This is a genomic window from Agrobacterium sp. DKPNP3 (genome assembly GCF_052686535.1).
In genome coordinates, this window is record NZ_JBQYSN010000079.1 from 1 (window position 1) to 23,253 (window position 23,253).

The 23,253-nt window shown below is 58.4% G+C and carries 20 protein-coding genes; 7 read left to right on the top strand and 13 right to left on the bottom strand.

Going from position 1 to position 23,253, the window contains the following annotated elements; genetic code table 11:
* Both ACUTJJ_RS18960 and ACUTJJ_RS18965 read left to right on the top strand, forming a co-directional pair.
* Positions 1-917 (top strand): divergent polysaccharide deacetylase family protein (locus ACUTJJ_RS18960; protein WP_445543082.1); only part of this gene is annotated, 917 nt, incomplete at its 5' end.
* Positions 918-961: 44 nt separating this feature from the next.
* On the top strand, positions 962-1,474 hold the full coding sequence (locus ACUTJJ_RS18965; protein ID WP_445543083.1) for an RNA pyrophosphohydrolase: 513 nt from the start codon (positions 962-964) through the stop codon (positions 1,472-1,474).
* A 36-nt stretch (positions 1,475-1,510) separates the two neighbouring features.
* Here ACUTJJ_RS18965 and bfr read toward each other — a convergent pair whose 3' ends face one another.
* The 4 genes from bfr to ACUTJJ_RS18985 all read right to left on the bottom strand — a co-directional run bounded on the left by bfr (position 1,511) and on the right by ACUTJJ_RS18985 (position 4,615).
* Positions 1,511-1,996, bottom strand: coding sequence for a bacterioferritin (bfr, locus tag ACUTJJ_RS18970; RefSeq protein ID WP_063951504.1), 486 nt, complete (start codon positions 1,994-1,996; stop codon positions 1,511-1,513).
* Positions 1,962-2,273, bottom strand: coding sequence for a (2Fe-2S)-binding protein (locus ACUTJJ_RS18975; protein WP_077225190.1), 312 nt, complete (start codon positions 2,271-2,273; stop codon positions 1,962-1,964). Before ACUTJJ_RS18975 ends, bfr begins: the two co-directional genes overlap by 35 nt.
* 267 nt (positions 2,274-2,540) lie before the next feature.
* Positions 2,541-3,266: a beta-ketoacyl-ACP reductase gene (locus tag ACUTJJ_RS18980; protein WP_445543084.1), complete on the bottom strand. Its 726-nt coding sequence runs from the start codon at positions 3,264-3,266 to the stop codon at positions 2,541-2,543.
* Between the two features lie 167 nt (positions 3,267-3,433).
* Positions 3,434-4,615 carry an acetyl-CoA C-acetyltransferase gene (locus tag ACUTJJ_RS18985; RefSeq protein ID WP_445543085.1) on the bottom strand — a complete coding sequence of 394 codons (1,182 nt, stop codon included), beginning with the start codon at positions 4,613-4,615 and terminating at the stop codon, positions 3,434-3,436.
* Between the two features lie 242 nt (positions 4,616-4,857).
* Here ACUTJJ_RS18985 and phaR point away from each other — a divergent pair, with 242 nt between their 5' ends.
* A complete protein-coding gene (gene phaR, locus ACUTJJ_RS18990) occupies positions 4,858-5,433 on the top strand; it encodes a polyhydroxyalkanoate synthesis repressor PhaR (protein ID WP_063951501.1) in 576 nt (191 codons plus the stop codon).
* Positions 5,434-5,490: 57 nt separating this feature from the next.
* Here phaR and ACUTJJ_RS18995 read toward each other — a convergent pair whose 3' ends face one another.
* Together ACUTJJ_RS18995 and ACUTJJ_RS19000 are read right to left on the bottom strand one after the other, a co-directional pair.
* Complete coding sequence (locus tag ACUTJJ_RS18995; RefSeq protein WP_445543086.1) at positions 5,491-6,867, bottom strand: MFS transporter; 1,377 nt, start codon at positions 6,865-6,867, stop codon at positions 5,491-5,493.
* Positions 6,868-6,972: 105 nt separating this feature from the next.
* Complete coding sequence (locus tag ACUTJJ_RS19000) at positions 6,973-11,733, bottom strand: NAD-glutamate dehydrogenase (RefSeq protein ID WP_445543087.1); 4,761 nt, start codon at positions 11,731-11,733, stop codon at positions 6,973-6,975.
* Positions 11,734-12,274: 541 nt separating this feature from the next.
* Here ACUTJJ_RS19000 and ACUTJJ_RS19005 point away from each other — a divergent pair.
* Complete coding sequence (locus ACUTJJ_RS19005; RefSeq protein WP_003505223.1) at positions 12,275-12,844, top strand: CarD family transcriptional regulator; 570 nt, start codon at positions 12,275-12,277, stop codon at positions 12,842-12,844.
* 71 nt (positions 12,845-12,915) lie between these two features.
* On the opposite strand, the gene ACUTJJ_RS19010 is transcribed toward ACUTJJ_RS19005, so the two are convergent.
* Complete coding sequence (locus ACUTJJ_RS19010) at positions 12,916-13,419, bottom strand: L,D-transpeptidase family protein (protein WP_445543092.1); 504 nt, start codon at positions 13,417-13,419, stop codon at positions 12,916-12,918.
* Between the two features lie 183 nt (positions 13,420-13,602).
* Here ACUTJJ_RS19010 and ACUTJJ_RS19015 point away from each other — a divergent pair, with 183 nt between their 5' ends.
* Together ACUTJJ_RS19015 and ACUTJJ_RS19020 are read left to right on the top strand one after the other, a co-directional pair.
* Positions 13,603-14,286: a response regulator transcription factor gene (locus ACUTJJ_RS19015; protein WP_296069709.1), complete on the top strand. Its 684-nt coding sequence runs from the start codon at positions 13,603-13,605 to the stop codon at positions 14,284-14,286.
* A gap of 138 nt (positions 14,287-14,424) precedes the next feature.
* Positions 14,425-14,880 carry a cyclic nucleotide-binding domain-containing protein gene (locus ACUTJJ_RS19020; protein WP_063951497.1) on the top strand — a complete coding sequence of 152 codons (456 nt, stop codon included), beginning with the start codon at positions 14,425-14,427 and terminating at the stop codon, positions 14,878-14,880.
* Between the two features lie 10 nt (positions 14,881-14,890).
* Here ACUTJJ_RS19020 and ACUTJJ_RS19025 read toward each other — a convergent pair whose 3' ends face one another.
* The 6 genes from ACUTJJ_RS19025 to tesB form a co-directional block, all read right to left on the bottom strand.
* Positions 14,891-15,694 (bottom strand): exodeoxyribonuclease III, encoded by an 804-nt coding sequence (locus tag ACUTJJ_RS19025; protein ID WP_445543088.1) that lies wholly within the window; start codon positions 15,692-15,694, stop codon positions 14,891-14,893.
* 155 nt (positions 15,695-15,849) lie between these two features.
* The gene (locus tag ACUTJJ_RS19030; RefSeq protein ID WP_063951495.1) at positions 15,850-16,575 is read right to left on the bottom strand and encodes an outer membrane lipoprotein carrier protein LolA; all 726 of its coding nucleotides are present in this window, start codon (positions 16,573-16,575) and stop codon (positions 15,850-15,852) included.
* Between the two features lie 49 nt (positions 16,576-16,624).
* The gene (locus tag ACUTJJ_RS19035) at positions 16,625-19,291 is read right to left on the bottom strand and encodes a DNA translocase FtsK 4TM domain-containing protein (RefSeq protein ID WP_445543089.1); all 2,667 of its coding nucleotides are present in this window, start codon (positions 19,289-19,291) and stop codon (positions 16,625-16,627) included.
* Between the two features lie 216 nt (positions 19,292-19,507).
* Positions 19,508-20,857, bottom strand: coding sequence for an ammonium transporter (locus ACUTJJ_RS19040; protein ID WP_063951494.1), 1,350 nt, complete (start codon positions 20,855-20,857; stop codon positions 19,508-19,510).
* A gap of 29 nt (positions 20,858-20,886) precedes the next feature.
* The gene (locus ACUTJJ_RS19045; protein WP_004444057.1) at positions 20,887-21,237 is read right to left on the bottom strand and encodes a P-II family nitrogen regulator; all 351 of its coding nucleotides are present in this window, start codon (positions 21,235-21,237) and stop codon (positions 20,887-20,889) included.
* A gap of 211 nt (positions 21,238-21,448) precedes the next feature.
* Positions 21,449-22,333 carry an acyl-CoA thioesterase II gene (tesB, locus tag ACUTJJ_RS19050; protein WP_445543090.1) on the bottom strand — a complete coding sequence of 295 codons (885 nt, stop codon included), beginning with the start codon at positions 22,331-22,333 and terminating at the stop codon, positions 21,449-21,451.
* Positions 22,334-22,419: 86 nt separating this feature from the next.
* Here tesB and ACUTJJ_RS19055 point away from each other — a divergent pair.
* Positions 22,420-23,253 (top strand): FAD-dependent monooxygenase (locus ACUTJJ_RS19055; protein ID WP_445543091.1); only part of this gene is annotated, 834 nt, incomplete at its 3' end.

Below are 23,253 nucleotides of genomic sequence, written 5' to 3' on the forward strand. Positions count from 1 at the left end.
ATATCAGCCGTGAGACGATGTCGGACGGCAATGTCGTTTCTGTCTATTCGCCGCGGCCACGCGACGGGACCGGGCCGGTGCTGATGAGCGGCCAGACCTATGGCCAGGACCCCCGCATGGCGACGCGGCCGAATGAAGAACTCGTGGAAGAGACGGCGTTTGGCCAGTTGCCGGTTGTCGGGGCCGATGGTCTGCGGCCTATGGAACAATATGCGCGGCCGTGGTCCGGAACGCGCGGCGTTCGCATTGCGATCGTCGTTGGTGGCCTTGGTCTCAGTCAGACGGGGTCGCAGAAGGCAATCCGTGAGTTGCCGCCGGAGGTGACGCTCGGCTTTGCTGCCAGCGGTAACAGCCTGCAGCGCTGGATGCAGGAAGCCCGCCGGCAGGGCCATGAAATCCTCCTCCAGATACCTCTGGAGCCGTTTGGTTACCCCGGCACCAATCCCGGCCCCGACACGCTGCTGGCGAGCGACCCCGCCAAGATCAATCTTGATCGTCTGCATCGCTCAATGGCGAAGATCACCAATTACACCGGCATCATGAATTATCTTGGCGGTCGTTTTCTGGCGGAGCAGGCGGCTCTGGAGCCAGTCATGCGCGATATCGGCAAGCGCGGCCTGCTCTTTCTGGATGACGGCTCTTCAGCGCAGTCGCTAAGCGGAGGGATCGCAAAGGCCATTTCCGCACCGCAGGGTTTTGCGGACGTGCTGCTGGACGGTGAAGTCACCGAGGCTTCCGTCCTGCGCAAGCTGGACGAACTGGAGCGAATTGCACGCCGCAACGGCCAGGCGATCGGCGTTGCATCGGCTTTCGATGAAAGCGTTGCTGCCATATCCAAATGGTCGCGGGAGGCCGGAGGCCGCGGTATCGAAATCGTCGGTGTTTCTGCGCTTGTTTCCGGGCAAGCGGGGCAGTAAACCTTCGCTGCAGCCATTGCGTCTACCAGAAATTGCGGGTTCCCATGACAGTCAAAGCAGAAGATTTGCCCTACCGTCCCTGTGCCGGGATCATGGTTCTGAACGCGGACGGCCTTGTCTGGGCCGGTCGGCGCATCAGGGAAGGCAACTCCGAATATGATGGCTCACCGCATCTGTGGCAGATGCCGCAGGGTGGCATCGACGACGGTGAAAAGCCGCTGGCGGCCGCCATTCGCGAACTTTACGAAGAGACGGGAATGAAAACGGTGAACCTTCTTGCCGAGGCGAGCGACTGGATTCACTATGACCTTCCGCCCGAACTGATCGGTATCGGCCTCCGGGGCAAGTATCGGGGGCAGGCACAACGCTGGTTCGCCTTCCGCTTCGAAGGCGACGAGAGCGAAATCCAGATCAACCCGCCGCCGACAGGACATGAGGCTGAGTTCGACGCCTGGGCCTGGAAGCCAATGGAGAGTTTGCCTGAACTTATCGTGCCCTTCAAACGCGGGGTCTACGAACAGGTGGTTGCCGAGTTCCGGCATCTCGCCGGCAGATAAAAAGGCGGCCTGGGCCGCCTTTTCCGTGTCGCTGGCTTATTCCGCTTCGTTGGCGGAATCGGCGTTAAGCTGACCGTATTTCTCTTCGCCAATCTTTGCGAGCAGCTCAAGCTGGGTTTCGAGGAAGTCGATATGGCCTTCCTCGTCGATCAGCAGCGCTTCAAACAGCTTCATGGAGACGTAGTCTCCGGCTTCGTGACAGATGTCACGGGACTGCTTGTAAGACGCGCGGGCATCGTATTCACCTGCCAGATCAGCTTCCAGAACTTCCTTGACGTTCTGGCCGATCCGGAGAGGCGCCACGGTCTGAAGGTTCGGGTGGCCCTCGAGGAAAATGATGCGGTCGATCAGCTTATCGGCGTGCTGCATCTCTTCGATGGACTCAGCGCGTTCCTTCTTTGCGAGCTTGGTGTAACCCCAGTCGTTCAGAAGACGATAGTGAAGCCAATATTGATTTACTGCACCGAGTTCGAGGAACAGTGCCTCGTTAAGCCGCTCGATGACTCTTTTGTCGCCTTTCAATGTCCGCTCTCCTATTCTCTTCATGGAATCGCTTTAGGCGGGACATAAAATCAAAAACATCGGCCTCCGTCGAGTGGCGACGGGCGTGATATTCTTCCGTGGTTTTGATGATCAGGTCGACAACGGAGGGAAAACAGCCGCAACAGCGACCACGTTTTTCCATGGCATGATACACTTTTGCGGGGACGATGAGCTGCCAACAGTCCTCGTCGAGGAGCTCGTTGATAACGTCCTTGATCTCATGATCAGTGATGTAATTGCAGCTGCAAACCAGCATGATGAACTGCCTGTATGACGCAACACTTTGTTTTCGTTCTTAAACCAAAACAGGACAGTGGCTGTCAAGAAAAACATCCGAAGCGACCGGCAGTCATTCTTTTAGATCTTTTCTAAACTAGACAAAAAATATCGTATTTTCAATTGTTTAGTTGTTCAAAATGATTAGAGAAAGACGCTTGAAATATAAGAAAATACTTAACTAACCCGTTGTTATCACGGGATTGTGATCGGCCATGGGCCGGTCGCCGCCCCGGAGCGAGGGCCCTCACGCGAAATATTGCCCGCCATTGGCGGTCAGGGTGGCACCGGTAATGAACCCGGCCTCGTCAGACACCAGAAACAGGACGCAGCGCGCGATCTCTTCCGGCTCGCCAAGCCTGCCAACGGGAATTTGCGGAATGATGCGTTCGGAGAGAACCTTCTCGGGGATCGCTCTCACCATTTCCGTGCCGATGTAGCCGGGGCAGATGGCGTTAACGGTGATGTTGCGGCTTGCGCCTTCCTGGGCGAGCGCCTTGGTGAAGCCGATATCCCCCGCCTTGGAGGCAGAGTAGTTCGTCTGCCCTGCCTGACCCTTTTGACCATTGATGGAGGAGATATTGACGATGCGGCCAAAGCCGCGCTCACGCATGCCTGGCCAGACGGGGTGCGTCATGTTGAAGACGCCGGTCAGATTGGTATCGATGACCTCGCGCCATTGCTGTGGCGTCATCTTGTGAAACATCGCGTCGCGCGTGATGCCGGCATTGTTTACAAGGACTTCAACGGGACCTAAAGCCTTCTCCACCTTCTCGATGCCCTCAAGGCAGGCGTCGTAGTCACGCACGTCCCACTGAAAAGCCGGAATGCCGGTCTCAGCCTGAAATGCTTCCGCCCTGTCGCTCGTGAAAGCGTAATTCACCGCGACGCGATAGCCGGATGCCTGCAGGGTGCGGGCGATGGCGGCGCCTATGCCGCTCGTCCCGCCGGAAATCAAAGCAACCCGGCTCATATTGGCCTCCATGACCTGTCAGTGAAGCGCCCGCGCCCAAGAGGCTCTTCCAATGTTGCAGACGTTTCGTTGTGCTCAACGGCCACAGAAATGAGGCCAATGGGAGGCTGCTTCTACCCTATCGCGGGCTGGACCGGAATTGCTTTTTGACAGGTCACGGCTTCGCTTCAGAGCGCTTCAATGCACATGGCGACACCCATGCCGCCGCCGATACACAGCGTCGCGAGACCCTTCGACACATTGCGGCGGCGCATCTCGAAAATCAGCGTATTTAAGACGCGCGCACCAGAAGCGCCGATGGGGTGGCCGATGGCAATTGCCCCACCATTGACGTTGACTATTTCGGGATTGAGACCCAGTTCGCGCACGACCGCGCAGGATTGCGCTGCAAAGGCCTCATTGGCCTCAACAAGGCCGATATCGTTGATCGACCAGCCGGCCTTGGCGAGCGCCTTGCGGGAAGCGGGGATGGGACCAGTGCCCATGATCTGTGGATCGACACCCGCCGTGGCCCAGGACGCGATACGGGCGAGTGGCTGGATGCCACGCCGTGCGGCTTCCTGTTCAGACATCAAAAGGGTCGCTGCCGCGCCATCATTCAGGCCGGAGGCATTGCCGGCGGTCACCGTACCTTCCTTATCGAAGGCAGGACGTAGCTTGGCCATGGTCTCAAGCGATGCGCCGTGACGAATATGCTCGTCTGCGTCGATGACGATATCAGCCTTGCGGCCCTTGACCGTGAAGGCGACGATCTCGTCAGCGAAGCGACCGGCGCTCTGGGCGGCTTCGGCCTTGTTTTGCGATGCAACGGCGAACTGGTCCTGCTCATCCCGGGACAGTTGCCATTGCCGAGCGATGTTTTCAGCGGTGATGCCCATGTGATAGCCGTAAAAGGCGTCGGTCAGGCCGTCCTTCAGCATGGTGTCGATCATCTTGAAGTCGCCCATCTTCACGCCGCCGCGCAGGTGCGCGCAATGCGGAGCCATGGACATGGATTCCTGTCCGCCGGCAATCACGATGTCTGCGTCGCCTGTAACGATCTGCTGCATGCCAAGGGCCACCGCGCGCAGGCCGGACCCGCACAGTTGATTGAGACCAAAGGCGGTGGCCTCCTGGGGGATGCCCGCCTTCATTGCCGCCTGCCGTGCGGGGTTCTGTCCCTCACCTGCCGTCAGAACCTGGCCGAGAATGACCTCGTTGATTTCTTTCGCCTCAACGCCGGCGCGCTCCAGCACCGCGCCTATAACCGTCGCGCCAAGTTCGTGCGCCGGCGTATTCGCGAAGTGGCCGTTGAAGGAGCCGACCGCGGTTCTGGCGGCGCTGGCGATCACGATTGAAGGCAGGGTCATCTGTTTTCTCCTCACTTGCGGGCGGAGACTGGCAAAGCTTTGAATACAAGTCAAATGCCGAAAGTTGCTTTGAAAGATGTTGCTAATTTGAGCTTATATCTTTCGAAAAATTGCTGCGCAAAAAACAGACTGTTGCGATGCACAAAACATTTGTCAGACAGCGCGTTTTGCGCATACACTTTGTATTGGGAAGAGCAAGAACACCAAAAAAAAGAAAATACCATCATCGCGAGGAGGCGGGCATGGCGAAACACGACGGCGAAACTATCATTAAAAAATACGCGAACCGGCGGCTCTATAACACCGGTACAAGCACCTATGTGACGCTTGATGACCTGGCGCAAATGGTCAAGCGCGGGGAAGACTTCAAGGTTCAGGACGCCAAGTCGTCGGAAGATATCACCCATGCCGTGCTGACGCAGATCATCGTCGAGCAGGAGGCCAAAACCGGCAACACGCTGCTGCCCACGGCTTTTTTGCGCCAGTTGATTTCCTACTACGGCGACCAGATGCAGACGGTCGTGCCGACATTCCTCGAACATTCGATGAAGACCTTTTCCGACCAGCAGAGCCAGATGCAGGAACATATGGCCAAGGCCTTCGGCGACGGTTCTCTCGCCCGCAATTTTCAGGCGCCGCTGCAGATGATGGAAGAGCAGATTCGTCGTAACACGGAACTGTTTCGGCAGGCGATGCAGGGTTTCACACCTTTTGCCGCACCGCAGGCGCCCAAGGAAACCCGCAAGCCAAATCCGTCCGAAATCGACGAGCTGAAGGCGCAGTTGCGCGCATTGCAGCAAAAGCTCGACCAGCTCTGAGCCGGCGCCAGCTGGCCGATGCTCGACTTGGAAACGGCGTCGGCCTCACTTGCGCCTTCAGCCCGCCGTCCGTTCCGGCACGCGCAGGAGCATCAGGAAACCGGCTCCGAGAAAGACGATCAGCGTTGCCATGCCGATATGGGCGGAGCCGCTTACCGTGGTGGCTATGGAAAATGACAGTGTCGCCATGAAACTCGTGGCGCGCCCGGAAAGCGCATAGATGCCAAAATAGCGTCCGGCTTCCGCCACGCTGATGTTGCGGGCAAGATAGGATCGCGATGAGGCTTGAGCCGGGCCGAAAGCCAGGCCGATCAGCACCCCATAAAGCAGGTAAGCCTTTTCAGCGCCGGTGGCGAAGATGCCGCCATTGTCGGCGGTAGAAAGTTGTATCCAGCCGAACAGGGTAGAACTCTTTTCCGTGGAAACGATACCGACCGTCGCGACCAGCAGCAGCGCAAGACTGATCAGGATGGTGACGCGCGAACCGAGAGTCTGATCGAGGCGGCCGGCGGCAAAGCAGCCCGCAATGGCGACCACATTGAGAAGAATGCCGAAGAGGCCGATTTCCATTGTCGCCCAGCCGAACATCCCAGCCGCAAATGCTCCGCCGAGGATAAGGACGCCATTCACGCCGTCCTGATAAAGCATGCGCGCGATCAGAAATCGCAACAGCGATGGGCGGTGGCGAAGTTCACCCAAGGTCGTCTTCAGTTCTCTTAGACCAGAGCGAATGGCAGCTCCGAAGGGCAGGCCCTTTTTCGCGTCCGGGGTCAATAAGAACATCGGCAAAATGAAGATGAGATACCAGAGCGCAGCAACTGGTCCGGTTATTCTCGCGTCCTGCCCGGAGGCGGGGTCGAGGCCGAAAAGAGGCGTGATTCCAACGAGCGTAAGCCCGGTCTTGGGGTTTGCCGCCAGCAGGGTGACGACCGCAATCAGCACCACCATCCCGCCGAGATAGCCGAGGCCCCAGGCCAGATTGGAAATGCGCCCGACATTTTGCGGATTGGTGAGCCGCGGCATCATGGAATCGTTGAAGACAATCGAGAATTCCGCCGCGATGGAGGCGAGGATCATGCAGATTACGGGCAGAATGACCGGCGATCCCGGTGCCGCATACCAAAGGAGACACAGGCTGGTGATCTTGATGATCGCAAAGAAGGCGATCCACGGCTTGCGTGCACCGGACTGGTCGGCGATGGAGCCGAGAATGGGGGAGAAGAGGGCGATAATGATCGACGAGACCGTCGCCATGTTGCTCCATGTCGCCTGTGCCGAAATCGGATCATCGGTGAGCCGGGAAACGAAATAGGGTCCGAAAATGAAGGTGGTGACGACGGTGAAGAAGGGCTGCGCCGCCCAGTCGAACATGATCCAACCCCAGATGCCGCGTTTGGCAACCACTGTTTCCACGTTCGGAGGAGGCGCAGTCATTCAGAATCCTATAGGGAACAGTAGCTCGGCAGGCCCGGCGAGGTTAGCGTATCGCGATGGGCGCCGCCACCCGGAAGAGCTAAACCGGGTGGCTTTTTGCGTCGGTCAGCGCGACTGAACGATATCGCCGAGAAGCCCCGCCGCGACGGTGAGGCGGGCGAGGTTGGTGTCGCCGCTTTCGCTGAGCGCACCAAGTTCCGAGACGATGCGGTTGACGCGGACGCGGTCCGCCGCATACCAGGCCTGAACCGGGTCCTTCTCCTTCGCATACTCCGTGAGGGCCGAGATGACGATTCGGCGGCGCGATGAGGAAATCTGGTCCTGACTGCGCAGCAGCGCCAGACTTTCATAGTGATCCGCCGGCGTGATGCGCTGGCTGGCATCCAGCAAGCGTGCAACGCGGAAGGTCGAGGAGACGGTTGCATAGCTTTCGGCGGCGCGGGCAAGCGTAGTGCCAGCGCTTTCGGCAATGCGCATGATTTCAGGCACGTAGACAAGCAGCGACAGCGTATCCAGCTCTTCAAGAAGGGCCGGGGGAACGCCTTCGATTTCTGTTGCCCCAAGCTCGCGGCGATATTTCGCTGCGGCCGGCGACAGCGTCTTGATGGCTGTTTTCAGGCGATCGATTTCGCTCGCCATGTCCCCCGTTGTCAGCCCCGTGCTGCCGGTCTGCAGGTAGAGCCTGCTTGCGTCGGCGTAGATTCGGGCGATGGTGGCATAAAGTCCGTTCTGGACCTCGCCGCCGATCTTTCCGTCCAGCGCATCGACCTCGCTCCACAGTCGTTTGAGGCCAAAACCATCTTCCACGATAACAGCCGCCTTGACGACATCTGCGGCAAGCAGGCCGCTTGCATCGGCCAGCTTTTGCACGAAGCCCGGGCCGCCCCGGTTGACCACGGCATTGGCGAGCGCCGTCGCGACGATCTCGCGATGCAGGCGATGTGCCTTGATATCGTCCGCATAATTCTTCTGCATCTTCGCAGGGAAATAATCGAGCAGAAGATGCTGGAGGTAGGGCTCGTCTGGTAGCGGGCTCGCCACCAGCGCATCAAACAGGGTCAGCTTGGCGTAGGAGAGAAGCACGCCGATTTCGGGCCGGGTTAGCGGCTTGCCAGAGGCATATCTTTCACTGAACTCGGCATTGTCGGGCAGCGTCTCAACCTTGCGGTTCAACTGCCCGGTTGCCTCGAGTGCGCCCATCAGGCGGCCAAGTTCCTCGCGGTTGGCAAGCCCCAGCCGCTCCGTGAGCGAGATCGCTAGGGATTGCAGATAGTTGTTGCGCAGTACCAGCTGCGCCACATCAGGCGTCATGGAAGCGAGAAGCTGGTTGCGTTTCGGCATCGTCAGGCGACCGCTATTAACCGCGGAGGCAAGCGCGATCTTGATGTTGACCTCGACGTCGGAGGAGTTCACACCCGCCGAGTTGTCGATGGCGTCGGAGTTGCATCGCCCACCCGCAAGCGCATAGGCAATGCGCCCCTTCTGGGTGATGCCGAGATTGGCGCCTTCGCCGATGACCTTGGCGCGCAGCTCTGTAGCATTAACGCGGATCGGGTCGTTTGCCCTGTCACCCACCTCGGCATTGGTTTCCACCGCCGCCTTGATGTAGGTGCCGATGCCGCCGAACCACAGGAGATCGATCGGCGCCTTCAGAATGGCGGTCATGATCTCGAAGGGCGTGGCGACCGACTTGTCGAGGCCAATGGCAGCCACGGCTTCCGGCGTCAGCGTCACCGATTTTTCGGAACGCGAGATGATCATCGCGCCGGCCGAGAGGGCCGAGCGGTCATAGTCCTGCCAGCTGGAGCGTGGCAGGTCGAACAGCCGCTTGCGCTCTGCAAAGGACTTGTCCGTATCGGGATCCGGATCGATGAAAATGTCGCGATGATCGAAGGCGGCGATCAACCTGATCTTCTCCGAAAGCAGCATGCCGTTGCCGAAAACGTCGCCGGACATGTCGCCAACGCCGGCAACAGTGAAGGGCGTGGTCTGGATATCAGTATCCATTTCACGGAAGTGGCGTTTTACCGTTTCCCATGCGCCGCGTGCGGTGATGCCCATCTTCTTGTGGTCGTAACCGGCGGACCCACCCGATGCAAAGGCGTCGTCCAGCCAGAAGCCAGCCTCATGCGCAAGACCGTTTGCGGTATCGGAGAAGGTGGCCGTTCCCTTGTCGGCGGCAACGACGAAATAGGGGTCGTCGCCATCAAGCCGCAACGTGTCGGGCGGCGGCACAATGGCGTCGTCGACGATGTTATCGGTGATCGAGAGCAGCGTACGGATATAGGTTTTGTAGGCCTCGCGGCCGGCATTAAAGACCTCGTCGCGGGAGCCGCCAGCGGGTAGGTTCTTCGGGAAGAAGCCGCCTTTGGCGCCGACGGGCACGATGACCGCGTTCTTCACCTGCTGCGCCTTGACGAGACCGAGCACCTCCGTGCGGTAATCCTGGCCGCGATCCGACCACCGCAGACCGCCGCGGGCCACCTTGCCGAAGCGCAGATGCACGCCTTCGACCTCTGTGCCGTAAACGAAGATTTCGCGGAAGGGACGGGGTTCGGGCAGGCCGTCCAGATGTTTCGGATCGAACTTGAATGCCAGAAGGTCCCGTGGCGCGCCGTCGGCATTCTTCTGGAAGTAGTTGGTGCGCAGCGTCGCATCGATCGCGTTGACGTAGCGCCGCAGCGTGCGGTCCTCGTCGAGATTGGGAACACCGCTCAGCGCCGCTTCGATGGCCTTGTGAATTTCTGCGAGTTTCCTCAGCCGCTTCTTCTCTTCGATCGACGGATCGAAGCCGGCTTTGAACAACGCGAAAATATTCCGGGAAATGTCGGGATATTTATAGAGGGTTTCGGAAATGTGCTCCTGCGAATAGACGATACCGGTCTGGCGCAGATAACGGGCATAGGCACGCAGCACGGAGACTTCGCGCACATTGAGGCCGCAGGCCAGGATCAGGCGGTTGAAGTTGTCATTGTCCACCCTGCCGGAGAAGGCGGCGAGGAAAGCGTCTTCGAGTTTCGGTCCGTAGTGCGGCAGATCGAGTGTCGCGCCGGCTGCGACCGATAGTTCCATGTCATGCAGCACGATGTCGCGCTTTTCGCCTTCCGAAACGACACCAATATCGAAGGTCCGTTCGCTGATGACGTTAAAGCCGAGATTTTCGAGCAGGGGCACGCGGCGCGAAAGCGGCAGGTGGCCGTCACGGTGGAAAATTTTCAGCGACAGCGTGTCGGCTGACTGGCCCTCCTGCTGGTAGAACTCGATGCGGACCGGTTCACCCTTTGCCGCGCCCAGAATATCCGGCATATCGCCGATTGCCTCTTCGGGCGTAAAAGCTTCCTGATAGGCCTGATCGACCTCTAGTACCGGTGCGCCCGGTTCGGAGAGAGCGACGAAATGATCTATCCAGCGCGCCGCAATATCACTGACGGCTTCCTCAAGCTTATCCTGAGCGATGCGCGGCGTCTTGCCTTCGGTGCGGCCGACGATGAAATGCACGCGGGCGACCGCGCCCTCGGGGAAGGCCGGATAATAGGCGGAGATATGCCCGTCATAGACCCGGCTTAGATAGTCGCCGATCTTCTCGCGGACATAGGAATTATACTCTTCACGGGGCACGAAAATAATGGCCGAAACGAAGCGGTCGAAACGGTCTATACGCGCAAGGACACGCACGCGCGGACGGTCGCTCAGTTCCATGATCTGCTCGATAAAGCGGATCAGAAGATCCGTCTCAATCTGGAAGAGATCGTCACGGGGATAGGCTTCCAGCGTGTTTTGCAGGATACGGCCGGAGTGGCTGTTGGGATCAAACCCGAAATGCCGCTCCACATCAACCACTTTGGCGCGCAGCAGCGGTATCTGCTTGACCGAGCGTGTATAGGCTGTCGCCGTGAAGAGACCGACGATGCGCAATTCGCCGACAACGTTGCCGTTTTCATCGAAGCGCTTGATGCCGATGTAATCCATATAGGCGCGGCGATGGACGATGGATTTCACATTCGCCTTGGTGACGATGAGGAAATCCGGGCCGTCGAGGAAGGCGAGGATTTCCGGCGTGGTCGTCACCGCGTTTTTGCCCAGACGCAGCACGCGCACATCGGGATCACTCAGGCTGCCAAGGCCAACGCCGTCACCGCGCTCGACTTTGGCATTCTTGCCTTTGCCGGAATAGGTGTAGTCTCGCATCCCGAGGAAGGTGAAATTGTCGTTGCGAAGCCAGTTGAGAAACTCGACGGCCTCCTTGCGTTCCGTTTTGCGCCGCGATGAACCGCGTTCCGACAATTCATCCAGTGCCTCGTCGAGCTTCGCCAGCATCGGCCGCCAGTCGCGATAGGCGGATTCCACCTGTTTCAACACAAAGCGAAGCCGCTCTTCCAGGGCTGAAGCCGCCTGCTGAGAAAGCGGCGCGATATGCAGCTGGATGAGGCTGATGTTGCCGGCAGGATCATCCTCTGGCTCTGCAAGCCGGTAGCCACCCTTTACATCACCGGAGCGCACGAGAATGGGGTGCACCGCGAGGTAAAGACCGCGATAGCTGCTGGTGACTTCGCCCATGACGGAATCGTAGAGAAACGGCATGTTCCGACCAATGATGGTCAGAACCGTCACGGGTACATCCCGCGGCGAAACGCCCTCAACCTGGGAAATGCTGATATAGGGCGCATCACCGGTCCACCGCGAGAGTGCCTCAAAACTGTGGGCGGCACTCGCCGCCAGCATCTCTGCGGAATAATATTCTATATCGTCGGCGCTTGCCCTTCCATAAAGAATACCAGGATCAAGAAATTCGACATTTTCGGCAATTGCGTGCTGACGCGCTTTTTCGATCTGTTTTTCGCGTTTTGGATTATTTCTGTAGCCCATTTGACGTGGATTCCTCCAAAAATCACACTTTAATGTAAAAAAGCATCGCCATTTTGCGGATTTTGCCTTTTCAGTCGAATCGGATATTGGCGTGGAATTACGAAGAGTTTAAGAGGCTTTTGTATTTCTTCAGGCGGTAAGTGAAATTTTTTTGCTTCTTTTATCAAGCGGCTCGGTTTAGAAGCTTACGACAGTATTTTTGCGGCTAATTTTTAGGCGGTTCTCGGACCGCCATGTGATGTTGTGGCCACGGTTGAAGCAAATTATTGATTCGCGTCTATTTTTGTGGTACACCAATCACACTGATCCACAGCGTGGCATTTGTGTGCCCAAAAACACCACGAAAGCAACACCTCTTTTGCACGCGGTTTCCGTGACATATCGAGCGTTTACGTTATCGAACCCCGCAAGACGGGTAGGTGTTTTTTTGCGTGCACGGCTGGACCAGTGCGGAGTCACCTGACGGTTCCCCCGTCTCATCAGGGCCTGACCGACCCAACCCCGGCATCCCCGGGTATGTAACAGGGAGTTTTTAGAACGAATGACGACCCAGCAGAAGAAATCTCCAGCACATCACGGCTTTAAAACCGGTGAAGCGATTGTGTATCCCGCTCATGGTGTCGGTACCATTTCTGCCATCGAGGAACAAGAAGTCGCCGGCATGAAGCTTGAGCTTTTTGTCATTGACTTCGAAAAAGACAAGATGCGTCTTAAAGTTCCTGTCGCCAAAGCCGTCAGCATCGGCATGCGCAAGCTTTCCGAAGGCGATTTTGTCGAGCGGGCGCTGAAAGTGGTGCAGGGCAAGGCACGCGTGAAGCGGACCATGTGGTCGCGCCGCGCGCAGGAATACGATGCGAAGATCAACTCCGGCGATCTCATCGCGATTGCGGAAGTTGTACGCGATCTCTACCGTGCGGAAAACCAGCCGGAGCAGTCCTATTCGGAGCGTCAGCTTTATGAAGCTGCTCTCGACCGCATGGCGCGCGAAATTGCCGCCGTCAACAAAATGTCTGAAACCGAGGCCGTTCGCCTGGTGGAAGTCAACCTTGCCAAGGGTCCCAAGCGTGGCAAGACTGTTGAAGAGGACGATTCTCAGGACGAAGCCGCTTAATAACGTCTTTTCCTTCTAAAAAAACCCGCCTTGATGGCGGGTTTTTTGTTGCCTTATCGGCTGCGCGCGCATCACAGGATGCGGATTTTCATGCCTTTGCGCATATGGGGCAGGATGCGCCCCATATCGCGGGGGTGGAGGGCTACGCAGCCCGCGGTTGGCTCATATCCCTGCCGGATCATGTGCATGAAGATCGCCGAGCCACGGTTGCGGCCTCGTGAGGTGATGTTCCAGTCCAGCACCAGACAGACGTCATAGAGGCCGTCCTTGCGCATCATTTCTTCATGACTTGCTTTGAAGGGTGCCTTGACCAATCTGTTGTAATTGGGATTGCGAGGCTCGTCGCACCACAGCATGGATTTCTGCGTTCGTTGCATCGGCAGGGCCGTCGTGAAACCGGTCAAGCGATCACCGCGATAGAAGCCGTGCATCAGGCGGGTCATTGAAATCGGCGATTTGCCGTCTCCCTCGCGTTTGAGTGCGGTGCGGCCATGCCGCCCGATGGCGGCGGGAAAGGTAAGATGCCCAAGTTGCACGATCGCCCGGCTGATTTTCATGGGAGCCGGCCGAACCATGAGTGTCGATACGCGTTTACGTTGTTCCGTGGGGCGTTTGCTCATGTTTTTCACGAGATTTTGCTTTGCAGGTTATTTAACGTGAAGTCATAGCACTTCATCATATGATGGCAATGGGTTGACCTTTTACCGGCAAATCGCTGAATTGGCTGACGATTAAAGTAAGAAAGGCTGAGAATCCGAATGACGGCTCGTACTATCCTTCTTGTGGACGATGACGACGATCTTCGTGAGACGCTGACCGAGCAACTGTCTCCCTATGAGGAATTCTCGCTTTTGAGCGGCGCGAACGCGGCACAGGCGATGCAGACTGCAAAGACCGCCCAGGTCGATCTCCTCATCATGGATGTCGGTCTACCGGATATGGATGGGCGCGAGGCGGTGAAGCTTCTGCGCAAAAGCGGCTTCAAGGCGCCGATCATCATGCTCACCGGGCACGACACCGATTCCGATACGATTCTCGGGCTGGAAGCCGGCGCAAACGACTACGTGACCAAGCCGTTCCGCTTCGCCGTGCTGCTTGCGCGCATCCGGGCGCAACTGCGCCAGTATGAACAGAGCGAGGACGCGGTTTTCACCGTCGGTCCTTATCAGTTCAAGCCCAGCCAGAAGCTGCTGACGACGGAAGACGGCAAGAAAATTCGTCTGACGGAAAAGGAAGCGGCGATCATCCGTTACCTTTACCGCGCCGGCAGCACGGTGGTGACACGCGACGTGCTGCTGGAAGAGGTCTGGGGTTACAATTCCGGAGTGACGACGCACACGCTTGAGACGCATGTATACCGCCTGCGCCAGAAGATCGAGCGTGATCCGTCCAACGCCGAAATCCTGGTGACCGAGAACGGTGGATACAAGATCGTTCCCTGAGACGGGGCTCGTTTATCGCTGCAAAACTCGCGCCGCGCATCCTGAAAGAAGCGCGGCGTTCTAATATCTTGTATTTTGAGGGCCGATATTGGAAAACCGCCATAGTGGTGCAGGTGTTTTTGCGGAGTAGTGATCGACATGGCCTTGACGGACGATATCATTCTGCTGGGGCAAGTGCCGCTATTCGCAGGCTTCAGCGACGATCAGTTGCGGCTTATCGCCTTTGGTGCTGAACGCCGGCGGGTGTCGGCCGGTCAGACATTGTTTCGGGAACATTCGCCGGCCGAGTGCGCTTTTGCGGTGACCTCGGGGCGTTTCGAGTTGTTCACGGCCGGACGGGATGGCAAACCTGTGCTGCAGGCGACGCCCGGCAAGGGCGCGCTGCTGTCCGAGCTGGCGCTGTTTACGCTATGCGAGCGAAAATTTACGGCCATTGCTGCCGAAGATTCCGAGGTCATCCGCATCACGCGCATCCTCTTCCACCGGTTGGTGGAGGAATTTCCCGAGGTTGCCGATATCGTCTCGGCGCGCATTCGCGATAATATTGCGGCGCTGGCGGCGGGTGCGGCCCGTTTACAGAACCGCTTCGCCTGACAGCCCTCGTTCAGAAGCGAAAGTGGGCTGTGACTGGAACATGGTCCGATGGCCGGTTCCAGCCGCGGGCTTCGCGCAATATGTCGATTTTCTCTAGTGTAGCGCCGAGATCCTGTGACGACCAGATGTGGTCGAGGCGACGGCCGCGATCAGCCGCTTCCCAGTCCTTGGCGCGGTAACTCCACCACGTGTAGATCTTCTCCGTCTCTGGCACGTTGAGCCGCATCAGATCGAGCCAGTTGCCCTGCTTCATGATCTCGAGCATGCCTTCGGTTTCGACCGGCGTATGGCTGACGATCTTCAAAAGCTGCTTGTGCGACCAGACGTCATTTTCAAGCGGCGCAATGTTGAGGTCACCGACGAGAATCGAGGAAGTGCCAGGAACGCCATCGGCGCGAAGCGCTTTCATTTCCTCGATGAAATCGAGCTTATGGCCGAATTTGGGATTGATCGACCGGTCCGGCTCGTCGCCGCCAGCAGGCACATAGAAGTTATGCAACCGGATACGGCGCGATCCGACCTGAAAAATCGCGGAAATATGCCGCGCATCGCCAACACCGCAGTAGTCCTGCCGGTGGTCTTCGATCAACGGCACTTTCGAGGCGATAGCAACGCCGTGATAGCCTTTCTGGCCGTGGATGATGACGTGCTCGTAACCCAGCGCCTTCAACGGCTTCATCGGAAACTCACCGTTCGGGCACTTGGTTTCCTGTAGGCAGAGAATGTCGGGCTTGTAACGCACCAGAAACTGTTCGACGATCGGCATTCTGAGCCTGACCGAGTTGATGTTCCAGGTGGTTATCGAAAACGACATACAAGGGCTCCGTTCCTATCGCCTCGAAGCAGGCTTCGAGGTTGGTTCCGGGGCGCAGGCTTATAACATCGTGACGAAAACTGGAATGTATTTTAACGGCAAAATGAAAAAGGCGGCCTGAGAGCCGCCTTCACAGTATACATGGATAAGCAACGTTAGCCGCGCTTGCGTACTTCCTCATAATTGATGTTGAAGACGCGTTCATCGAGGTTCACGCCGGTCTGGACATTGAAGATCATGACCGTGGTGTCCTTGTTCTGGGCATCCGTCGTCGTCCATTGTCTGAGATCGAAGGTTTTGGGGTCGAACATCAGGGTGATGGTCGAATCACCGAACACGCTCTTGTCTCCGAGCACGATGGTGGTCAGATCGGACTCCTCCTTCACGTTCCGGACTTTCTGGTTGCTCAGATCGATCCTGTCGGAAAGAAGTAGGCTAAGCGGGGTCTTCGACAGCGGATAGAGGTCCCATGTCTTCAGCTTCATATTGCCGATGACGACATTCTTGCCATCGGAAATCACGCGCATGGGCGAAGGATCTTCATAATTGAAGCGGAGTTTACCGGGACGTTCGATATAGAATTTCCCGCCGGTCTGTTCGCCGCGCGGGCCGAACTGCACGAATTCACCCATCATGGTTTTGACGGAAGAGAAGTGATTGGCGATTTTTTGCGCCGTTGCGGTATTGCCAGCCGCCTGGGCAAATGCGTCGAGCGGCGAAAGGCCGGCGATAACCGCAGCCATTGAAAACGCTGTCAGCACGCCACGTCGCGTCACGCCGTTTTGTGTTGCGTTTGCGATGGCCGTGTCGCCGGTGGTGAGGTCGTTCATTCTATTCTCCTTCATCGCAGCGATTGTCCGCATAAATGGCGGCGGCTTCATGACGTTGAAAGCGTGTAATAACGCTTCTTCGCCCCGCTTGGTTGCGGACTTACCGCTCGATGATATCTGCTTCGGTCGGGACGAGGATTTCGCGTTTTCCGGCGTGGTTGGCGGGGCCGATAATGCCCTCCTGCTCCATCCGTTCGATCAGCGAGGCGGCGCGGTTGTAGCCGATGCCGAGACGGCGCTGCACATAGGAGGTTGAGGCTTTGCCATCGCGAAGTACGACGGCCACGGCCTGATCGTAGGGGTCTTCGGAATCAGAGAAGCTGCCACCGCTGGCCGGGCTCGCGCCTGCACCGTCCTCGTCTTCTTCTTCGGTGATTGCTTCCAGATACTCAGGCGACCCTTGTGTCTTCAGATAGGAAACGATCTCTTCGACTTCGTTGTCGGAAACGAAGGGCCCGTGCACGCGTTGGATGCGTCCGCCGCCCGCCATATAGAGCATGTCACCCATGCCGAGCAGCTGTTCGGCGCCCTGCTCTCCAAGGATCGTGCGGCTGTCGATCTTCGAGGTGACCTGGAACGAGATGCGGGTTGGGAAGTTGGCCTTGATCGTGCCGGTGATGACGTCGACCGAAGGACGCTGGGTGGCCATGATGACGTGGATGCCGGCCGCACGCGCCATCTGCGCCAGACGCTGCACCGCACCTTCGATATCTTTGCCGGCGACCATCATCAGGTCGGCCATCTCGTCGATGATGACGACGATATAGGGCAGGGGCTTCAGATCGAATTCTTCCGTCTCGTAGATCGCCTCGCCGGTCTGGCGGTCGAAGCCGGTCTGCACCGTGCGGGTGAGGATTTCGCCCTTATCGAGCGCCTGCTGCACGCGGCTGTTGAAGCCGTCAATGTTGCGCACACCGATCTTCGACATCTTCTTGTAGCGCTCTTCCATCTCGCGCACGGTCCATTTCAGGGCCACGACAGCCTTCTTCGGATCGGTGACGACGGGGGAGAGCAGATGCGGAATGCCGTCATAGATCGACAGTTCCAGCATCTTCGGGTCGATCATGATCAGGCGGCACTGTTCCGGCGACATGCGGTAAAGCAGCGACAGGATCATGGTGTTGATGGCAACGGACTTGCCGGAACCGGTGGTGCCGGCAACCAGCAGGTGCGGCATCTTGGCGAGATCGGCGATGACGGGTTCGCCGCCGATGGTCTTGCCGAGCGCCATGGCAAGCTTCGCCTTGCTGTTTTCGAAGTCGCGGCTTCCGATCAGTTCTCGCAGGAACACAGTCTCGCGCGTCTGGTTCGGCAGTTCGATGCCGATGGCATTGCGACCGGGAACGACCGCGACGCGGGCAGCGATTGCGCTCATGGAGCGGGCGATGTCATCGGCAAGGCCGATGACGCGCGACGATTTGATGCCGGGCGCCGGTTCCAGTTCGTACAACGTGACGACGGGGCCGGGGCGGACGTGGATGATTTCGCCCTTGACGCCGAAATCCTCGAGAACGCCTTCCAGAAGGCGGGCATTCTGCTCCAGCACTTCCTCGCTCAGCATGTTGTCACGTACGACATTTTTCGGTTCTGCCAGAAGATGGACGGTCGGCAGCTGGAAACCATCGGCGGCGATGAACGAGGCCTGCGCCTCCCTGGCCACGCGCTCACTCGGTTTCGGGCGGGCGGAGGCGGCAGTTATTCTGGGCTGCCCACGTCCCGGTGCCTGGCGGGCGGTAAATTTCTGGTCGGTTTCGTCGCCGGAAAGAATACCGTTCGGCAGTCCGCGTCCATCCGCATCGAAAGACGGTTCATCGTCCATATCATCGTCGTGATCGAGCGCGATCGACGGAGGCGACATCTGCCGGCGGGATGCGGCGCGTTCTTCGAAGGAGGGTTCCGCGCGCTGGTCGAGGCGGTTGATCGCGGTTTTGAGGCGCGAGGGCTCGTTCAGCGTGCCGAATTCATATTCGTTGAAATCATAGGGATGCTCGAAGTCGTCGTGCAGGGCTTTCGACTTCAGCCCGAACAGGCGGCGGAAGCGTGCCTGGGTGATGTACCAGTAATGGGCGATTGCGCCAAAGGCGAGCATGTTGGCGAAGAAGCCTTCGCCATCGTCTTCATCATCCTCTTCCGCTTGCCGGGCGGCGCGCGCCTTGCTTGTGGCGACAGGCGCGACCTCTTCGCGCTCCAGTTCCTCGTCGAGACCACCGACAATACCGGCGGCAAACAGCATCAGCCAGGCTGCCGGCGCAGCGAAAATAACGCCAAGCACCGTCGCAATGGTGCCTGTGGGATAGGCGCCGATGAATAGTGCGGGGAAACGCAGGATCATGTCACCGATAACCCCGCCGATGCCGTTGGGCAGGGGCCAGGTGATGGGTGCGGGGAAGCATCCGAGCGAGGCGGCGCAGACGATGGCGCCCGCAAGCCACGCGACGAGGCGGGCGGGTATACGATTGAACCGTCGCCCGGCAATCAGCGCAATCGCCCAGGCGATGATGGGCAGGAACGAGATGATCGCGGAAAGCCCGAGGAATTGCATCACGATATCGGCAAAGATCGCGCCGCTGTAACCCAGAAGATTGGTAGGCTGGTTGCCGGTGGCATAGGACAGGCTCGGATCAGCCACATTCCATGTGGCGAGTGCGGCAATGCCGAGCGCAATCGTCGCCAAAAGAGCAAAACCGGCGAGAGCCATGATCTGACGCACGAAAAACGCCGTCAACACAAAACGTGTGTGACGACCATCGAATGTCGGAGAATGCATTCTGCCCATGTCCCTGAACCCGTCGCTTTTTCTGGTTTCGGCAAGATCGGCTGGTGACCGAATCCCGGATTGACAGGGAAAGCTAACCGGTTGCTGGTTAATGTCGTGTTAACCATGCGCCTTTTTGCGGCGGCCTCCGGATTTACGGCAAAGAAAAAGGCCCGCCGAAGCGGGCCTTCTTTTGGGTAAGGGGATGGAGAACCCCTTTTCCCGATATCAGGAGTGGTAAGCGGCTTCGCCGTGGGTCGCAAGGTCGAGACCTTCGCGCTCGGCTTCGACCGGAACGCGAAGCCCGACGATCACGTCGACGATCTTGTAAAGGATCGCGGAGACGATGGCGCACCAGACGATGGTGATGGCGACGGCAACGAACTGCGTCCAGACCTGCGAGGCGATGGAGAATTCAGGCTTGCCAGTGCCGCCGAGCAGAGGCGAAGTGAAGATGCCGGTGCCGAGTGCGCCGATGATGCCGCCGATACCGTGGACGCCGAAGACGTCAGCGGTGTCGTCGTAACCGAACTTGTTCTTCACAACGGAGACAAAGAAGTAGCAGATCGGCGAGACAATAAGGCCGAGAACGATGGCGCCCATCGGACCAACAGAGCCTGCAGCCGGCGTGACGGCAACGAGGCCGGCGATCATGCCCGAAGCGGCACCCAGCATGGAGGCCTTGCCGCGGGTGAAGCTTTCAACCAGCGACCAGGAAACGATTGCTGCTGCGGTGGCGAGGAAGGTGTTCATGGTTGCGAGAACCGCACCGCCGGATGCTTCCAGGTTGGAGCCGGCGTTGAAACCGAACCAGCCGAACCACAGCATGGCTGCGCCAACCAGCGTCAGCGTCATGGAGTGGGGAGCCATCATGTCCTTGCCGAAGCCAGTACGCTTGCCGACCATGATCGCGCCGATCAGACCGGCGATACCGGCGTTGATGTGAACGACCGTGCCGCCAGCGAAGTCGAGAGCGCCCATGCCGAAGATCAGGCCGTTTGCGTCCCACACCATATGTGCGACCGGGAAATAAACGAAGGTGGCCCACAGGATGGTGAAAAGAATGACTGCCGAGAACTTCACGCGTTCCGCGAAAGCGCCGATGATCAGCGCAGGCGTAATCGCCGCAAAGGTCATCTGGAAGGCGATGAAGGTGTATTCGTAGATCACGACGCCCTGGGAGAAGGTTGCCGAGGTGCTGTCAAGCGTAACGCCATTCAGGAACAGCTTGCCGAAACCGCCAAAATAGGGGCCGGTGCCGCCGCCGAAGGCGAAGGAGTAACCGTAGATGACCCATACGAGCATCATGACGGCCGTGATGACCGTGCACTGCATCAGGACGGAGAGCATGTTCTTGGTGCGGACGAGGCCGCCGTAAAAAAGGGCCAGACCCGGAAGGATCATGAACAGCACGAGGATGGTCGCGACGTACATGAATGCGGTATCGGCTTTTTCCGGAACGGGAGCGGCCGCGGCCACTGCCGGCGCTGCATCCTGGGCAAAGGCGATGGCCGGTGCCATCAGGGCCGTCGCTGCGGCGCCCAGCTTGCCGAGCGTCAAAAACTTGTTGAGTTGCATGTTTGGAAAACTCCCCTGTCAGCCGTGCTTCAAAGCGCTTCTGTGTTGGTTTCGCCGGTACGGATGCGCACGGCCTGTTCGATAGAATAGACAAAGATCTTGCCGTCACCGATCTGCCCGGTCTTAGCCGCAGATGCGATCGCCTCAACGGCCTTGTCGACCACGTCGGATGGAACTGCGATCTCGATCTTCAGCTTGGGAAGGAAGCTCACCGCATATTCCGTGCCGCGATAAATCTCGGTATGTCCCTTCTGGCGCCCGTAACCCTTCACCTCGGTCACGGTCAGGCCTTGGATGCCGACGCCAGTGAGTGCTTCACGCACTTCATCCAGCTTGAACGGCTTGATAATGGCCATCACAATTTTCATCTGGTTTCCCATCCTTTGTTTGTCCTCGGCGCGGAGCCGAACCTCCTGCCGCTGGCAGATCAGTAACAGCGACTGCGGACATACATTCAAAGGGCGTGCCAGTTTTGAGTGTGTATCTAACTTATTGAAATGTATTGTTTATGTGGCGGGCGTCTGAAAAAGGTGCATTTGTCGCCCAAAAAAGCGTCTATAAAATGTGCGATTTTTCCAAAAAGCGCATTATTTAATCATTTGCCCTTTTGCGGATCAAACCCTCCTGCGCGACAGAGGCGATCAGTTCACCTTCTCTGGTGAAAATATTGCCACGGGTCAGCCCCCTGGCGCCGGATGCGCTCGGGCTATCCTGTGTGTAAAGCAGCCAGTCGTCGAGCCGGCAAGGGCGATGGAACCACATGGCATGGTCGAGACTCGCTACCTGAATGGACGGGTCGAAGATGGTCGTCCCGTGGGCATAGAGCGAGGTGTCGAGCAGGGTCATGTCAGAGAGATAAGCGAGAATGGCGGATTGCAGGCGCGGATCGTCCGGCACGGTTCCAACGGCGCGGACCCAGATATCCTGCTGTGGCTCCAGCTTTTCCTTGGAGATATAGTGGGTCAGCGAGACAGGCCTGATCTCGATCGGCCGCTTGTTGCTCCAGTAGTTGCGGATCGAAGCGGGCGCTTTTGCGAGGAAGGCCGCCTGCATCTGTTCCTCGCTCATCAGTTTTTCAGGCGGCGTCACATCCGGCATCCGGATCTGATGGGTAAAGCCGTCTTCGAATATCTGAAACGATGCCGACATGGAAAAAATTGCCTTGCCGTGCTGGATCGCCACTACCCGGCGGGTGCAGAAACTGGCACCGTCGCGGATGCGCTCCACCTGATAGACGATTGGCACCACCGGGTCGCCGGGGCGCATAAAATAAGCGTGCAACGAGTGCACGAAGCGGTCGTCATCCACGGTCCTCTGCGCGGCGATCAGGGCCTGCGCAATCACCTGGCCGCCAAAAACCCGTTGCCAGCCGATCTGCGGGCTTTCGCCCCGGTAGAGGTTCTCCTCCAGCTTTTCGAGATCGAGCGTGGCGATAAGATTTGCCATCGGGTCTGACGATTGCAAGGGATGCGACATTTTTTCGGCCTGCTCCGGCTGTAGGAAGACGTCACATGGTCTATAGTGCCCAGATGATGCGTGCACAAGATTTGAGGAGAAGCGCGATGCTGGACGTTGTGGTTGCAGGTGGCGGATATGTCGGTCTTTCCGTCGCTGTCGCCATCAAGCAGGCGGCGCCGCACCTTCAGGTGCAGGTTGTCGAGGCTGCTCCCGAGGAGGTTTGGAAGAAGGACGTGCGCGCCTCGGCGATCATTGCAGCGGCCACGCGTATGCTCGAGGTCTTCGGAATCTGGAGCGACATCGAAACGGAAGCGCAGCCGATCAACAGGATGATCGTGACCGATTCGAAAACCGCCGATCCTGTACGCCCCGTCTTTCTGACCTTTGATGGGGCCGTAGAGGAGGGGAGGCCGTTCGCCCACATGGTTCCGAACGTCGCGCTCGTCGGCGCATTGCGCGGCCTGTGTGAGCGTCTGGGCATTGAAATTCGCCATGGTCTCAGCGTCTCCGGCTTTACTGCCGGTCCGCAATCGACAGCGATCAGCCTTTCCGATGGCTCCTCGCTTGATGCGCGATTGCTCGTTGCCTGCGACGGTGTCCGCTCGGCTCTTCGGGATATGGCTGGGATCAAGACCGTGCACTGGGCCTACGACCAGTCGGGCATCGTGACGACCGTTGAGCATGAGCGGTCGCACGAGGGCTGCGCAGAGGAGCATTTCCTGCCATCCGGACCCTTCGCCATTCTGCCCCTGAAGGGCAACCGGTCTTCGCTGGTATGGACCGAACGCACGGCCGATGCGGACAGGCTGGTCGCTTCCGACGATCTTGTCTTCGAAGAGGAACTGGAGCGCCGGTTCGGCCACAAGCTCGGCCCCATCCGTCCCGTCGGACCACGGCGCGCCTTCCCGCTCGGGCTTACGCTGGCGCGTTCATTCGTT

Coding starts and splice junctions, on each gene's coding strand:
- ACUTJJ_RS18965 (WP_445543083.1), top strand. CDS start 962: ATGACAGTCAAAGCAGAAGATTTGCCCTACCGTCCCTGTGCCGGGATC.
- ACUTJJ_RS18975 (WP_077225190.1), bottom strand. CDS start 2,273: ATGCTGGTTTGCAGCTGCAATTACATCACTGATCATGAGATCAAGGAC.
- ACUTJJ_RS18980 (WP_445543084.1), bottom strand. CDS start 3,266: ATGAGCCGGGTTGCTTTGATTTCCGGCGGGACGAGCGGCATAGGCGCC.
- ACUTJJ_RS18985 (WP_445543085.1), bottom strand. CDS start 4,615: ATGACCCTGCCTTCAATCGTGATCGCCAGCGCCGCCAGAACCGCGGTC.
- phaR (WP_063951501.1), top strand. CDS start 4,858: ATGGCGAAACACGACGGCGAAACTATCATTAAAAAATACGCGAACCGG.
- ACUTJJ_RS18995 (WP_445543086.1), bottom strand. CDS start 6,867: ATGACTGCGCCTCCTCCGAACGTGGAAACAGTGGTTGCCAAACGCGGC.
- ACUTJJ_RS19000 (WP_445543087.1), bottom strand. CDS start 11,733: ATGGGCTACAGAAATAATCCAAAACGCGAAAAACAGATCGAAAAAGCG.
- ACUTJJ_RS19005 (WP_003505223.1), top strand. CDS start 12,275: ATGACGACCCAGCAGAAGAAATCTCCAGCACATCACGGCTTTAAAACC.
- ACUTJJ_RS19010 (WP_445543092.1), bottom strand. CDS start 13,419: ATGGTTCGGCCGGCTCCCATGAAAATCAGCCGGGCGATCGTGCAACTT.
- ACUTJJ_RS19015 (WP_296069709.1), top strand. CDS start 13,603: ATGACGGCTCGTACTATCCTTCTTGTGGACGATGACGACGATCTTCGT.
- ACUTJJ_RS19020 (WP_063951497.1), top strand. CDS start 14,425: ATGGCCTTGACGGACGATATCATTCTGCTGGGGCAAGTGCCGCTATTC.
- ACUTJJ_RS19025 (WP_445543088.1), bottom strand. CDS start 15,694: ATGTCGTTTTCGATAACCACCTGGAACATCAACTCGGTCAGGCTCAGA.
- ACUTJJ_RS19030 (WP_063951495.1), bottom strand. CDS start 16,575: ATGAAGCCGCCGCCATTTATGCGGACAATCGCTGCGATGAAGGAGAAT.
- ACUTJJ_RS19035 (WP_445543089.1), bottom strand. CDS start 19,291: ATGCATTCTCCGACATTCGATGGTCGTCACACACGTTTTGTGTTGACG.
- ACUTJJ_RS19040 (WP_063951494.1), bottom strand. CDS start 20,857: ATGCAACTCAACAAGTTTTTGACGCTCGGCAAGCTGGGCGCCGCAGCG.
- ACUTJJ_RS19045 (WP_004444057.1), bottom strand. CDS start 21,237: ATGGGAAACCAGATGAAAATTGTGATGGCCATTATCAAGCCGTTCAAG.
- tesB (WP_445543090.1), bottom strand. CDS start 22,333: ATGTCGCATCCCTTGCAATCGTCAGACCCGATGGCAAATCTTATCGCC.